Genomic DNA, 14,330 nt, shown 5'->3' on the forward strand with positions numbered 1-14,330 from the left:
CCGCTGGCGCCAGTAGATCTTGGCGGCCACTCTGCCAGGCGGAATGGAGCTCGCTGCGGGCCTCCGCGTTTCACGGAATCGAGTCAGAGCTCCAGCCCATTGAGCTGGCGCGCTTTCTTCACGCGAACCGGTGCCCGCCTCGCCCGCATAGCTCCTTGTGTGCGGGAGCCGACGGCGCCCGCTCCACCGCCCTCACTGCTGGGCGGCGAGGAATTTGCGGAAGCGCACCAGCGCCACCATGAAAAACAGCATGCCGATGGCGAAGGTGGCGAGAAAGCGCGGCCACACCGTATCCATGCCCGCCCCGCGATAGAGGATCGCCTGGGCGAACGCCACGAACTGGGTGGAAGGCGAGGCCTGCATGGCCGTCTGCAGCCATTGGGGCATGCTCTCCAGGGGCGTGAAGCCGCCCGACAGCATGTTCATTGGCAGCACGATGAGGAAGAATAACAGCCCGAATTGCGGCATGGAGCCCGACAGCGTGCCCAGGAAAATGCCCAGTGCCGCCGTGAAGAACAGGTAGAGCGCCGTGCCCACAAGGAACAAGGGCACCGAGCCAGCGATCTGCATGCCCATCACCATCTTCAGCACCACCACGATGGAGAAGGTGGAGCCCAGAAGGATCACCGTGCCATTGGCGAAGATCTTGGCCAGCATGATCTCGGACGGATGAACCGGCAGCACCAGGAGATGTTCCAGCGTGCCGTGCTCACGCTCGCGGATCAGCGCCGCGCCAGCCAGGAGCACGGACAGCATGGTGATGTTGGTGATGAGGCCCATGGTGCCGGTGAACCAGGAAGATTCGAGCCCCTGGTTGAACGCCACCCGGATCTTCAGCTCCGCCGGGGCCGGAGTGTCGCGCCCGGTGCGGGACACGAATCGGTTCACCTCCTGCTGGAAGATGCCGGAAATGTCCGTGGCCCCGAGCCCCGCCTGCATCAAGGCGGTGGCATCAATGAGAAGTTGCACGCTGGGTGAGCGCCCCGCCAGCACGTCCGATTGGAAATCCGGCGGGAAATTCAAAACGAAGGTGTAGCGCGCGGCATCCATCTCCTTGTCCACACGCCCCGGGTCCAGCGACACCGGCGGCTGGAAGCGCGGCGGCAGGAAGGCGTCCAGGATGGCGTGGGAGAGGGCGGAATTGTCCTCGTCCACCACCCCGATCGTGGCGCGGTGAAGATCGTGCTTCATGCCGTTGGCCTGGATGTAGATGGCCGCCGTGAAGGCATAGAGCACCAGGATCAGCAGCGCCCGGTCCCGCCACAGGGAAATGAGCTCCTTGACCAGGAGGTGGCGCACATTGTTCACGCGGGCCGCGAGGCGGGCGCCCAGGCTGAGCCTTTGGGGAGCGGGTGCGGCCATCTCACGTCTCCTGTTTGCGCAGGATGAGGTGGGCGATGAGCAGCAGCGCCGGCCAAAAGGCCGCCGTGACGAGAATGAACGGCACGAGCTCCATGAAGCCCAGCCCCTTGGTGAAGGCGCCGACGCTGATGCGCATGAAATAGGTGGTGGGAAAGAAGGTGCCCACCGCCCAGGCCGCCCCCTCCAGGGTCGCCACGGGCTGCAACAGGCCCGAAAACTGGGTTGCCGGCATCATGGTGCCGATAGCCGTGCCGAACAGGGCCGCCACTTGGGTATTGGTGAGGGTGGAGGAAACGAGGCCGATGGCGGTGGTGGCCAGCACATAGACCACCGCGCCCAGGAACAGCCCCAGGAACGAGCCCTTCAGCGGCACCCCGAACAGGAAGAGAGCCAGCCCGACCATGACGAAGAAGTTGAACACCGCCACCGCCACATAGGGCGCCTGCTTGCCCAGCAGGAATTCCAGCTTCGTCACCGGCGTCACATAAAGATTGGTGATGGAGCCCAGCTCCTTCTCCGTCACCACGCCCAAGGCGGTGAGAATGGCGGGGATGAAGATGAGCATCAGCGCGATCACCGCGGGCACCATGGCGTCCACGGACTTGAACGACTGGTTGTAGCGGTAGCGCATCTCCAGGCTGGCGGCGGTGGTGAGGCTGCGCCCCGCCTCCTGCGCCGCCTGCTGCAGGAACTGCAGGTGCACCTGCTGCACATAGCCCTGTATGGTCTCGGCGCGGAACGGCATGGCGCCGTCAATGGTCACCAGCACCTCGGTAGGCCGGCCGGATCTCAGATCCGCCCCGAAATCCGGCGGCAGCTCGATGGCGAAGGCGATGTCATTGGCCTTCAACCGCCGGTCGAGGTCGGCGGGGTCCGCGAGCGGGGCCTCGGCCACGAAATAGGTGGAGTGGGCGAAGCCATCGATATAAGCGCGGCTTTCGGCGGTCTGGTCACGATCGAGCACGGCGAAGCGCAACTTGTCCACGTCCAGCGTGATGCCGTAGCCAAAGATGATCATGAGAATGGCGGTGCCCAGCAAGGCGAAGGCGAGCCGCACCGGATCACGCCGCAGCTCCAGCGTCTCGCGCCAGGCATAGGCGCCGAGCCGCGACCAGGAGAAGCTGGAGCGGTGGGCGCTGGTGGCCGCGGGCGGCGGCAGGCGGGCATCGGTCTCGGCCTCGCGCCCGCCCATCTCCATATAGGCGATGAAGGCTTCCTCCAGCGAGGCGGCCTTCTGCGCCTGGCGCAGCTCCTCGGGTGCACCGGTGGCGATGACCCGGCCCGCATGCATGAAGGAGATGCGATCGCACCGCTCCGCCTCGCCCATGAAGTGGGTCGAGACGAAGATGGTCACCCCCTCCTCGCGCGACAGGCGCTGCAGGTGGTCCCAGAAGCCGTCGCGGGCCACCGGGTCCACGCCCGATGTGGGCTCGTCGAGGATCAGCAGCTCGGGATCATGCAGGATGGCCACCGCGAGCGACAGGCGCTGGCGCACGCCCAGAGGCAGGCCGTCGGAAAGGGCGTCGAGATGCTCCGTCAGGTCGAAGTCGTCGGTCAGCTTGGCGATGCGCCGGGCCGCCGCGTCCTCCTCCAGGGAGAACAGGCGGGCGTGCAGTTCCAGGTTCTGCCGCACCGTCAGCTCGCCATAGAGCGAGAAGGCCTGGGACATGTAGCCCACCCGGCGCCGGGTCTCGATGTCGGCGGGGTCCACCGGCACGCCGAACAGCAGGGCCTCGCCCTCGCTGGCCGGCAGAAGGCCGGTGAGCATCTTCATGGTGGTGGACTTGCCGCAGCCATTGGAGCCCAGGAAGCCGAAGATCTCGCCCCGGCGGATCTTGAAGCTTACATGGTCGACAGCCACGAAATCCCCGAACCGCCGGGTGAGCCCGCGCGATTCGATGGCGATGGGCGCGTCGTCCGGAATGGGGGCGCTGCGCTCGGCCCCGTCCCCATCCCCGCGCCGATCCTCGGGCAAAAGGGAGATGAAGGCGCGCTCCAGATTGGGCTGGCCGGTCCTTTCCAGCAGCGCCGCCGGGCTGTCATCGGCCAGGATGCGGCCTTCATCCACCATCACCACCCGCCCGAAGCGGGCCGCCTCCTCCATGTCGGAGGTGGCAACCAGCAAGGTCAGCTGCGGGCGGTCGGCGCGGATGGTTTCCACGAAGTCCCAGAACTGACGGCGGGAGAGCGGATCGACGCCGGTGGTGGGCTCGTCCAGCACCAGCAGATCGGGATCATGCACCAGGGAGCAGCACAGACCGAGCTTCTGCTTCATGCCGCCGGACAGCTTGCGCATGAGCCGCCCGGCGAAGGGCGTGAGGCCCGTGGCCGCCAGCAGGGGCGCCACGCGCGCGCCCTTGGCATCGGCATTTTCCCCGAACAGGCGGGCGAAGAAGGCGATGTTCTCCGCCACCGTGAGGTTGGGATAAAGATTGCGCCCCAGCCCCTGGGGCATGAAGGCGATGCGCGGCTGGACCAGGTCGCGCTGGCGGCGCGTGGCCAGGTCCGCGCCCAGCACCTCCACCGTTCCCGCCTGGATGCGCTTGGCACCGGTGATAAGCCCGAGCAAGGTGGACTTGCCCACCCCATCCGGCCCCACCAGGGCGACCGACGCCCCTTCGGCAATGGTAAGGTCGATGCCGTCCACCGCCGTGGTGTCGCCATAGCGGTGGCGAATGCCCGCGAGGCGCACGGCCGCCGGGCGGCCGCCCCCGGCCGCGCCCGAAGGCGCGGGGGTCCCGGACGAACGCTCCGATGGTGTGTTCACGATCCGCTCCCGCACCGACGGCACGCGCCGCTCACTTCGGCGCCCCCGCCTTCGGATCGCCCTTGGAGGCATCGGCTCCCTCCGCCGGGGAGATGGGCACGGACTTCACCCTGTCCGCGTCGTCGGCCGCCGGCTGGCCGCCGGCCCCCTTCGCCGCCACGGCGGCCTGCAGCACCAGGTCGGAATCAAGCCAGCTCGGCCACTGGGCGGTGGGATCGAGCCGCACATAACCCATGCCGGTGACGCCCGTCTTGGCCTCGTTGATGTATTTTTCCACCAGCGACTGTGGCACCCGCAGCTTCACGCGAAACATCATGCGGTCGCGCTCGCTCTGGGTCTCCACCTGCTTGGGCGTGAACTGCGCGCGCGCCGACACGAACGACACATTGGCCGGCACCGCCCGGTCCGGCAGCGGCTCCAGCAGCAGCCGCGCCTCGGCGCCCAGCGCCAGCCGGCCGGCGTCGGAAGCGGGCAGGAAGACGGTCATGTAGACATTGGAGAGGTCGAGCAGGGTCAGCACCTTGCCACCGGCCGCCAGCACCTCCCCGGGCTCCGCCAGCCGGTAGAGCACGCGGCCCGCCTTGGGCGCGACCAGCGTCCCGTCCTGGACCATGCGGGTCAGGCGCTCCACCTCCGCCTCGGCGGCGCGGATGGCCGATTCGCTGGCGGCAAGGCTGCTCTGGGCAGCCGCCAGCGCCGCCTGGGCGGTGAGCTTGGTTGTGCGGTACTGGTCCACCTTCTGCACGGTGGTGAAGCCGCTGGCCACCAGGGTGGTCTGGCGTTCCAGCTCCTTGGTGGCGAGATCGAGTTCGCCCTTGCGCTGCTCCACCACATGGGAGGCGGTGTCGCGCGACTTGATGGCCTGCTGTTCCTGGGCCTGGGCGGTGCGCAGGGCGGCGGCGGTCTCCTCCACATCCATGTGGGCGACCACCTGGCCTTCCTTCACGAAGTCGCCTTCCTCCACCAGCACGTCGACCACGCGGCCGGCGGCCTTGGTGGCCACGTCCACCTCGGTGGCCTCGATGCGTCCGTTGCCGGCGGCGAAGCCGGGCGGCAGGCTGCGCGCACGCGAGGCGAAATAATAGGCGCCAACCCCTCCGATCGCGACCACGGCGAGGAGCAGGACGATAAGCGACACGGTCCGCTTCATCAGCGAAGAGCCTCCAAGACACGGAATTCGCACATGCCGTGCGCATCCCCCCGCTTCAGCGGGGCTCGTCACGATCCGCACGGACTGCCGCAACTCGGTCGGCGGATGTTCCTTCTTCCCACATCTGCCGGGGCCGCTGCAATGCGGCATCACCGGCCACGCGCGGCCCATACCCGGCATCGTCGTCGCTTTTGCGACACTGGAGCCCTTCCAACGGACAAGGTGGAGGCGTTTGTTCGTGGTCCGTAATTTGCCTCGCAACGGGAAGGATCCGTTTCAGAAGGCAAGCGCGATGGCTTTCACCTCGATCTGCAACACCGACGCCGTCAGCGAAGGGGGCATGGGCCTGTTCCAGGCCGGGAAAAAGAGTGTGCTGCTGCTCTGGCCGGCGGGCGGCGAGCTGAAGGCCTACCGCGGCCGCTGCCCCCATGCGGACGTGCCGCTGGAAGGCTCCACTTTCAATGGCGCCGTCATCACCTGCCCGCACCACCAATGGGGGTTCGACGCCACCAGCGGCAAGTGCGTGACCCACCTGGTCCGCAATGCGCTGCACCCCTATCCCCTGCGCATCGAGGGCAACGAGATCCAGGTGGACCTCGGCCCGGTGAGGGCGCCGCGCGCCCCCGCCGCCTGATCCCGCCGGCTGATCCCGCCTAGACCCGACGCGGGACGAACCGGCGCGGGGCGCCGCGCATCCACGCACCCCCGCCCCGCTTTCCTGCGCGCATTCCCCACCCGCATGCCCTGCCCCAGAGGCATTATCCAGAAAAATGCAGTCGACACCGCAGGAAATGACACCCTAAAATACCAGATCAAGATGTCGTGGCACGTGAGAGACAGTCATCTTTACGAAGCGGGCGAAACTAACATCCTGGACGTTGCGGAACTACACTGAGACGACCTGGGGTCGCGCCACCTTCCAGCAAGCATAGCGTTGAAGTGCCATCACAAATGGGCGTGCATCACCTGGGATCGGGGCAGGATTCCAGGCGGGAACCAAGGGCGGGGGGCGTATGCGCAGGCAGGGTCTATTCCATGTGCTCGGCATGGGCACGGCCATCGGGGCTATGCTGGCGGGCGCTCCGGCTCTCGCGGCGGATCTGAATTCCTATAAGGCCCCTTCGCCCCCGCCGCCCGCGTGGAGCGGCTTCTATGCGGGCCTGAATGCGGGGTATGGCTGGGGCACCTCCGGGTCGGCTCAGACCACGGGCGTCGCGCTGCTGGACGCCATTTCCGGCAGCCCCGCCTGGGGCACGCCTTATGGCTATACGGCGCTTGCCAGCACCGGCACGTCCACGTTCAACCCTTCCGGCGTCATCGGTGGCCTGCAGGCGGGCTATAATTTTCAGCTGAATCCAGGCCTTGTTGTCGGCATCGAGGCGGACCTCCAGGGGGCCGGCATCTCCGGCAGCGGCGCACTGGCCAGCATCGTCGCCTACGGCCCCGACGCCTCGGGGCTGATCGACACGGCCGCCGGCGGCATTCACGTCTCCAGCAGCCTCGACTGGCTGGGCACGGTGCGCGCCCGCATCGGCTATCTGGCCACGCCCGCCATCCTTGTCTATGCCACGGGCGGCCTGGCCTATGGCGGGGTCACCGCCACCCAGACGGCCTCCCTCGCCTTCGCGGACGACCAGCCTTTCACCTACCCCACCTTCGGCGGAACCGCGAGCGCCGCCGAGACCCGGCTGGGCTGGACCGCCGGCGGCGGCGGCGAATGGGCCCTGACGCCGGGCTGGAGCGTGAAGGCCGAGGCGCTCTATTACAATCTCGGCAGCGCCACCTTCACGGGCGCGCCCGCGGGAGCCATCGACACGGACGGCTCGGCCGGCCCGCCCGGCGGCCTTCTGTTCGCCAATCAGGCCTCCACGCGCATCACCTATGACGGGGTGATCGTTCGCGGCGGCATCAACTATCACTTCAATGCCGGGGCGGCGGCGAGCGAACCGGCAACCTCGGCGCCCCAGGCCTGGACCGGCTTTTATGGCGGCCTCAATGCCGGCTACGGCTGGGGCACCTCCAGCAGCGCAGACACCCGCGCGATCCCGGTCATCGACAATCTGGCCGGCGATCCCTTCTGGCTCACCCCCGCAGGCTTCACCGCGGCGGCCAATACGGGCAGCGCCAGCCTTTCACAATCGGGCTTCGTGGGCGGCGTCCAGGCCGGCTACAACATGCAATGGTCGCAGCTGGTCGCGGGTATCGAAGCAGATATCCAGGGCGCCGGCCTGCGCGGCCAGGGGCGCTATTCCGGCTTCGCCCAAACGGGTCCCGATGCCTCCGGCTTCACGGATGCGGCCATCGGCGGCGGCACCGTCACCGCCAATATCGACTGGCTGGGCACCGTGCGCGCCCGCGCCGGCTACCTGCCCATGCCCGGCCTGCTGATCTACGCCACCGGCGGCCTCGCCTATGGCGGCGTCAGCGCCAGCACCTCCAACTCGGTGATGTTCGCCGACAACTTCCCCGACCTTTACCCCACCTTCGGCGGTGCCGGCGGCGGCTCCAAGACCCGCACCGGCTGGACCGTTGGTGGCGGCGGCGAATGGCTGCTCGCCTCCCGCTGGAGCGTCAAGGCGGAGGCGCTCTATTACGATCTCGGGAGCGAGACCTTTGCCTCGTCTCCCGTGGGCGCGGTCGATCCCGATGGCAACGCCCTGGTCGGCGGGGTACCCGGGGCCACCATGTTCGCCAACGTGCCCGTCACCCGCGTCAATTATGACGGGGTGATCGTGCGCGCGGGGCTCAACTATCGCTTCAACTGACGCCTCGACCGACGATTGGGCCTCTCGCCCCGTCGGGCCACCTTCCCCATCAGCACCCAGCCCATCCCGCAGCTGCCAGGGCGGCGGCAGGGACCCGAGACAGCCGGGAGTAAGCACGATGCAGACGAAAACAGGTTTCGCCTCCCAACGACCGGCCCCAAGGGGCGCGACGGCAGCGACCGGGCTCACCCTCGCCGCCCTGTTGCTGGGCTTCCCGACGCCGGAAGCGAAGGCGGCCAGCGCGCCGCTTACCTGCAAGATTGGAACGGAAAAGCATTGTTATAAAGAAGTCCGCATCGTCAACAATACGGGCGGAACCATCTATATTGTCATCCAAGGCTCGCAACACCTCGACGCAGCCGCCATCAACTGCCCCACCGGCGGCGATCTCTGGCTTCAGGGCGCGTTCGCCGACACGTCGCAATGCTATGCGGTCAAGAATAATTATTATATCTACGTGAACCCCACCAAAGGCATTGCCAACGGCGCGACCGTCTCCATCACGCTGCCCTGGTGGTCCAAGCTGAATACGAAGCGCGATCCCGCCGCCGATACTTATGTGGACTGGTGGCAGAGCGCCCGCGTCTTCGTGTTCGACGACCAGGCCGCGCTGAAGCAAAGCTACAATGTGAACGCCGGCCGCCAGGGCAAGGCCGTGACGCTGGCCTCTGGGAGCCCCGCCCCCGCCTGCAACACGGCCCTGAAGGGCAATGCCTGCGACAGCAACGACATGCGGACCTACCGGGTCACGACGATCCCGGGCAGCGCCATCGACCTGCAGACTCCGTATCAGCTCAGCGAATTCACCTTCGCTGACGTCCTGAACCAGTCGAACACCGCGATCGTGGCGGACCTCGATGCCAATTACAATGTGTCGTACGTTGATCAGATCTACCTGCCGGTGGCCATTGCTCCCCTCACCAGCAGTGGCAAGGTGGGCTATATTGGCAGCGTCATGTCGGTGAGCGATTGGCGGACCCGGCTCAAGACCTTCACCGGCGCCAATTCCAGCCTGACCGCAGCCACCAAATGGCCCATCTACAACAATCCGGTCACGGCATCCAAAAAGCGGCTTTACCCCAATGCGGGCATTCGCGTGCCATCCGCCGCTTCCGCCTTCAACTTCTACATGGACCCCACTTATATCGACGCCCCGAAGACGCAGCAGCCGCTGCTCATCGCGAAATCCGGCATCACGCCGCCGACGCTGATCGCGAACATGCAGGCGAACTGGAAAAACTGCACCACTTCTCCCTACAAAAACTGCCCGTCCCACGCCTTGTACGCACCCATTTCCGCGAGCTTCAACCAGAATTACAAGAGCTTCCTGGCCAACAATTGCTGGAACAAGACTACCGGACCGAGCTTTCTGGCCCCGCAGAGCAACGGCCTGCCAAATATCAACACCTACCTCTTCTTCTTGTATGGATGGGCCGCGTTCAATAACAATGGCTGCACCGCACCCGCGCTGCCACAGGCCAACGATCCACCCAGCCTTTACGGTAACGCGCGCGTCAATTACGACACGATCCAATACAATTACGCTTACCCCATGTTGAATTCCACCGGCGCGCGGATGTTCAACCCCTATACCCAGCTGATCCATGGCCCCACCAGCAAGGGTTTTCTGGGTGCCACGGCCTACGCCTTCTCGGTGGACGATCTGGTCAGCCTTCAGAAGCGCCCGGCCAATGGCCTGGTGTTCGCCATCGGCGGCAGCAAGGGCCTGCCAAGCGCCACGATGCTGCCCTCGAGCCCTCCCGCCGCCTATAACTGGTACACGGCATCCCTGAACCTTGGATCGGCGGGCCCTGGCAAGGTTGGCTGGAAGGCCTATGGGCTCTGTTCCAGCACCACCAACGCGCTGTTCCCCTCCTCCACGCCCGGCGCGATCGGCCTTGATCCGAACATTACGCCATCGCCCTGCATGATCACGCTGACGGACACCAAGAACAGGCAATACCAGTTCACCATAAAGTCGTTTAGCGCCTCCGGCACGCCGCCCTACCAGATCTGGCCGGCCTTCACCCCGTCTGGCACGAAGACTTTGGATCCCAATGTCGTCCAGTGTTCCAGCAAGGACAGCTGGTGCAAGAGCGCCGTGGAGACGGCGACCAAGGTGACCGCCGGCCAGGCCGCCCCGCCGACGTTCACCCTGGCCACGCAGCCGCCGTTGCAGAACTGAGTGCATGTCCCGCGCGGCGGCCAGCGCCGCGCGGGAAAACTCACCTCGCCGGGACATTTCCAAGCGACGTGATTACATGCACGGAATGCGCGAACCTTCTGTTCAGGTCCGTCAGCGCGCGGCCATGGGGGCGGAAGGGCTCCATTGGAGCGCCAGCTGCTGGGCCAGATTGATCTGCGCCCGGCTCATCTTGCTGGCCACCGCGTCGCGAATGCGGGCATAGGTCTCCCGCTCCTGGCGTCCGGCCCGCGACGCGGCCAGGATCAGCCATTTCTGAGACAGCACCGCGTCGCGCGGCACGCCCCGCCCCTTGTCGTACAGCACGCCCAGAAGATATTGCCCGCTGGGGTCGCCGCGCTCGGCCGCACAGCCGTACCACCAGGCGGCCGCGGCAAAATCCTGCGGCACCCCGTGGCCGTATTCGTAAAGCAGCCCGAGCATGGCCTGCGCCCGTGCGTGGCCCGCTTCCGCCAGCCGCGTCAGCAGGGCGGCGGCCGCCATGTAATCGCCCTTCGCGTACAGCGACATGGCCTTCGCGGTCTCGTCCGCGCGCGCGCCGGCGAAAGCGGGGCCCGCCGCCATCGGAGAAAGCCCGAGCAGCGCCGCCAAGGCAAGACGGCCAAAGGCGGAACCCCACGGCGCCACGCGCCCGCGCCGACCCGACCCAGCGGTGTTCTGACCGTGCCCCGCCATGGCTCAGAACCCTCCCCATGCCATCAGATCGAGATCCAGCGCCCGACCCAACGCCCAAGTGATCCAGATGGCAGGCGCAAGGAACAGGCCGAACGGCAGGCGCCGCTCAAGCCGCAGCCGCCCCCGGCCGGCCAGATGCCCGACGCCGATCACCAGCAGGGCCGAAAGGGCGGCGATCTCGATGGCGAGCGGGATCTCGCCCACCTCCAGCCACACCCCGGCGACCCCGGCCAGTTTCACATCCCCAAGGCCCAACCCGTCACGACCGCGCAGCGCACGGTAGGCGCCGCGCAAGGCCCAGAATGCCGCCGCCAGCGCCAAGCCGCGCGCGGCGGCCTCCAGGGGAAAGACCAGCTGCCCGCCCAGGGTCGCGGCGTAAACGAGCCCCAGCGCCAGGCCCGCCGCGTTCAGGCTGTTCGGAATGATGAAGAAGCGCGCGTCCACCAACGCCACGGCGGCGACCACCGGCACGAAGGCCACCGCCGCGAGAGCACCGACCATGGCCTCCCAGCGGCCCTCAAGCCCCCCGGCGAGGAGAAAGCTGGCCGCCATGGCGCCAGCCACCACAAGCGAGAGGACAATGGCCGGCCCCGCCCCCAGGGCGGCCCACCCGCGCGCCAGCAGGCGATGGGGCGCCGCGACATGAGCCGGGGCGCCGCGGTCCATGGGAAGCTCGCAGGGGGCACCCATGGCGCGGCTCACCGGTTGAGAATGGGCTGCGGGCCGCCGGGCGGCACGCCCACCGAGCCCTTCATCTTGGCGCGCAGTTCTTCCGCCACCGTGTGCGCATCCACATTGTCGCGGATGATCTGCGGCCGGATGAAGATGATGAGCTCCGTACGCTTCACCGTATTGTTGGTGTGCGCGAAGGCGTCGCCGACGCCGGGGATCTGGTCCAGCACCGGCACGCCCTGGCGCACGCCATTGCTGCGCTCCATGATGAGGCCGGCGAGCAGCACCGTCTGCCCGCTCGCCACGGCGATGGTGCTCTTGACCTTGCGCTGGGAGACGGTGGGCGTCAGCGTGCTGCCGGAGCTGCCGCCATTGCCGCCGGTGGTGTCGGTCTGGGTGACGTTGCTGATCTCCTGCTCGATGTCGAGCCGGACCTGACCGTTGACGTTCACCCGCGGCACCACATTCAGGATGATGCCCGTATTCTTGTATTCGATGGTGTTGACCACCGTGTTGGAGCTGGACAGCACGGTAGCGCTGCCGGTCGACACCGGCACCTCGTCGCCCACCTGGAGCGTGGCCTTCTGATTGTCCACCACCACCACCGACGGATTGGAGAGCACCTTCACGTCGGTGACGGTGTGCAGGGCGTCGAGGATCATCTTCGGCTGATTTTCTCGCCCCACCAGCAGGTTGAAGCCCGGCAGCACGCGGTTGATGGCCTGGTCGGTGACGCTGCTGGACAGGGTGTTCAGGGCCGAGCCGTTATTGCGCCCCAAGCCCAGATCCTTGCTGGTGAGATAGAACTGCACGCCATAGGCCAGGGTATCATTCAAGGTGACCTCGGCCACCGTGGCCTCGATGGCCACCTGGAGCTGGGGCTGGTCCAGCTGCATCAGGGTGCGTTCGATGATGCGGTAATTCTCCTGGCTGGCGAAGATGAGCAGCGAGTTGTTCACCGCATCCGCCGTGATGCGCACGCCCGTCATCACCGGCCCGCCACTGCCCGCCGGCGCGGCATTGCGCCCGCCGCCGGGCGCGCCGGCGTCCTCGCCCTCCTCGCCACCCGGCTGGCTTTGCGCCTGGGGCGGCGCGGGCTGGCCCAGGCGCTGCTGCACCGTCAGGTTCTGCCCTCCGCCCGAGGCGGACATGCCGGAGCCCGGGGCGATCTGGCTCGCCGCCTGGTCAATCCCGGCCGAACCGCCGCTGCCCACGAACAGATCATTGAGCACCTTGGCCATCTGCCGCGCATCGCCATAGCGAAGCCGGTAGACGCGCACCGCCACGGTGCTGTCGGAGCGGTCGAGCCGGTCGATCCAGGTGGCCGCCGTGCGCAGCAGCTCCGGCTTCTTGGCCACCACCATGATGGAGTTGAGGCGGTTGATGGCCTGGAGCTTCACCAGGTTGCGACTGAGGCCGCCCTCCCCCGAATCGAGAATGTTCTCGAGTTCGGAGATCACGGCCTCGGGCGCGCTGTTGCGCACGGGATAGATGCCCACCGACTGGCCGCGCATCCAGTCCGCGTCGAACGAGAGGGCGGTGCGCACGGCCTGCTGGCGCTCGGCCGCCGTGCCCTGGATCAAAAGCAGGTTCCGTGAGGGGTCCGAGCGCACCGAGCCGGCCTGAAGGGCGAAGCTGTCGAGCAGGGGAATGAGGGTCGCCGCCGACACATAACGCAGGGGCACGACGGAAACGCCATAGCCCGCCTCGGGGCGACCGCCGCCCATGCTGACGCTGCCGGAGCCGGCGGCTTCACTGAGCGGCACCAGCCGATAGCCGGAGGCATCGTGCACCATGGCGATGCTGTTGGCCTTCAGCGCGGTTTCCAGCACATAGGGCAGGTCCGCCTTGGGCACCGCCCGCACCGATGACAGGCTGATATTGCCCTGCACCCGCGGATCGATGACGTAGGGCTGGCCGAGAATGTCGCCGAGCACCACCTTCGCCACCGTGGCGACGGGCGCATCTTCAAAATTGAGATCGTAGCCGGAGCCGGCGGCCGCGGCGCCCGCGCCGCCCCCCTCCGCCGGGAACGACGCCGCCGGATCACCTCCGGACGCGAAATATTCCACCGCGCGGCGATTGTCGGGAATCTGGGGAGAGCCCGGCACCGCGCTCGTCTGGCGCGGCGACAAATCGAGCGCGCTCACCTGGTCCATCACGCCCTGAGGGCGCGTGTCATCCTGGATTCCGGAGCAGGCCGCCAAACCCATCGCGACGAGCAGGGCACCAAGGCGGAGGGCGCCGAACGAGCGGAAAAATCCCGATCGTGGGGCAAACCGGTCTGGCCGATCGTTCCGCAAACTGGCCCCGCCCTCTCCCTCATGTCGGCGTGCGGCCCGGCCTCGGGACCGAGGTCGCCTGCCGGCGAGAGTTCAAATTTCTAAATTTTCGGTTAACGCCCTTCAACCCCTGCTCAAGCGGAAGCATAAAGAGGAAGGAAGCCCATCCACAGGATAGCCCCTTGTCCACACGCCTTGAGCCACAATGATGCGCGCAAGACGAGCAGAACATCATGCATGTGCACCTGCGCTGCCCCTGCCGTCGCCGGAGCGCCTCGCCTCCGGCTTTCTCCCCCAGGTCCACGGCCGAGGCACGTTGACGCCGCGCGGCGTTGCTGGGATTGTTCGCGGCATGGGCGGTACCGCATGGACGCGGCTTTCAACCCCGTCCCGCCGATGAGCGGAGCATCGACAGCGCCCATGGAGCGTGTTTTCCAGCTCGGGTCCCGCGCCG

Annotated in this window: 9 protein-coding genes; 3 read left to right on the plus strand and 6 right to left on the minus strand. The window is 67.2% G+C overall.

Features of this window, described 5'->3' with window-relative positions:
- Window positions 1-192: 192 nt before the first annotated feature.
- Genes L0966_RS08845 through L0966_RS08855 form a run of 3 tightly spaced genes read right to left on the minus strand, consistent with a single transcriptional unit; the run spans window position 193 to window position 5,279 of the window.
- Window positions 193-1,362 carry an ABC transporter permease gene (locus tag L0966_RS08845; protein ID WP_234051525.1) on the minus strand — a complete coding sequence of 390 codons (1,170 nt, stop codon included), beginning with the start codon at window positions 1,360-1,362 and terminating at the stop codon, window positions 193-195.
- 1 nt (window position 1,363) lies between these two features.
- Entirely contained in the window at window positions 1,364-4,129 is a 2,766-nt protein-coding gene (rbbA, locus tag L0966_RS08850; protein ID WP_370640677.1) for a ribosome-associated ATPase/putative transporter RbbA, read from the minus strand.
- A gap of 31 nt (window positions 4,130-4,160) precedes the next feature.
- Complete coding sequence (locus L0966_RS08855; RefSeq protein WP_234051526.1) at window positions 4,161-5,279, minus strand: HlyD family secretion protein; 1,119 nt, start codon at window positions 5,277-5,279, stop codon at window positions 4,161-4,163.
- Between the two features lie 292 nt (window positions 5,280-5,571).
- On the opposite strand from L0966_RS08855, the gene L0966_RS08860 reads away from it, so the two are divergent.
- The 3 genes from L0966_RS08860 (at window position 5,572) to L0966_RS08870 (ending at window position 10,229) form a co-directional block, all read left to right on the plus strand.
- Window positions 5,572-5,913, plus strand: a complete 342-nt coding sequence (locus tag L0966_RS08860) for a Rieske 2Fe-2S domain-containing protein (protein WP_234051527.1) — start codon at window positions 5,572-5,574, stop codon at window positions 5,911-5,913.
- 379 nt (window positions 5,914-6,292) lie between these two features.
- Window positions 6,293-8,044, plus strand: a complete 1,752-nt coding sequence (locus L0966_RS08865; protein ID WP_234051528.1) for an outer membrane protein — start codon at window positions 6,293-6,295, stop codon at window positions 8,042-8,044.
- A gap of 118 nt (window positions 8,045-8,162) precedes the next feature.
- Complete coding sequence (locus L0966_RS08870) at window positions 8,163-10,229, plus strand: hypothetical protein (RefSeq protein WP_234051529.1); 2,067 nt, start codon at window positions 8,163-8,165, stop codon at window positions 10,227-10,229.
- A gap of 111 nt (window positions 10,230-10,340) precedes the next feature.
- Here L0966_RS08870 and L0966_RS08875 read toward each other — a convergent pair whose 3' ends face one another.
- The 3 genes from L0966_RS08875 to gspD are packed head-to-tail and all read right to left on the minus strand — an operon-like array spanning window position 10,341 to window position 13,753.
- On the minus strand, window positions 10,341-10,922 hold the full coding sequence (locus L0966_RS08875) for a tetratricopeptide repeat protein (RefSeq protein ID WP_234051530.1): 582 nt from the start codon (window positions 10,920-10,922) through the stop codon (window positions 10,341-10,343).
- 3 nt (window positions 10,923-10,925) lie between these two features.
- On the minus strand, window positions 10,926-11,612 hold the full coding sequence (locus L0966_RS08880; protein WP_234051531.1) for a prepilin peptidase: 687 nt from the start codon (window positions 11,610-11,612) through the stop codon (window positions 10,926-10,928).
- An 8-nt stretch (window positions 11,613-11,620) separates the two neighbouring features.
- On the minus strand, window positions 11,621-13,753 hold the full coding sequence (gene gspD, locus L0966_RS08885; protein ID WP_234051532.1) for a type II secretion system secretin GspD: 2,133 nt from the start codon (window positions 13,751-13,753) through the stop codon (window positions 11,621-11,623).
- Between the last annotated feature and the right edge of the window lie 577 nt (window positions 13,754-14,330).

Source organism: Xanthobacter sp. NM-59, assembly GCF_021401125.1.
Lineage (GTDB): Bacteria > Pseudomonadota > Alphaproteobacteria > Rhizobiales > Xanthobacteraceae > Xanthobacter.

Coding starts and splice junctions, on each gene's coding strand:
- L0966_RS08860 (WP_234051527.1), top strand. CDS start 5,572: ATGGCTTTCACCTCGATCTGCAACACCGACGCCGTCAGCGAAGGGGGC.
- L0966_RS08855 (WP_234051526.1), bottom strand. CDS start 5,279: ATGAAGCGGACCGTGTCGCTTATCGTCCTGCTCCTCGCCGTGGTCGCG.
- L0966_RS08880 (WP_234051531.1), bottom strand. CDS start 11,612: ATGGGTGCCCCCTGCGAGCTTCCCATGGACCGCGGCGCCCCGGCTCAT.
- L0966_RS08845 (WP_234051525.1), bottom strand. CDS start 1,362: ATGGCCGCACCCGCTCCCCAAAGGCTCAGCCTGGGCGCCCGCCTCGCG.
- L0966_RS08875 (WP_234051530.1), bottom strand. CDS start 10,922: ATGGCGGGGCACGGTCAGAACACCGCTGGGTCGGGTCGGCGCGGGCGC.
- gspD (WP_234051532.1), bottom strand. CDS start 13,753: ATGGACCAGGTGAGCGCGCTCGATTTGTCGCCGCGCCAGACGAGCGCG.
- L0966_RS08865 (WP_234051528.1), top strand. CDS start 6,293: ATGCGCAGGCAGGGTCTATTCCATGTGCTCGGCATGGGCACGGCCATC.
- L0966_RS08870 (WP_234051529.1), top strand. CDS start 8,163: ATGCAGACGAAAACAGGTTTCGCCTCCCAACGACCGGCCCCAAGGGGC.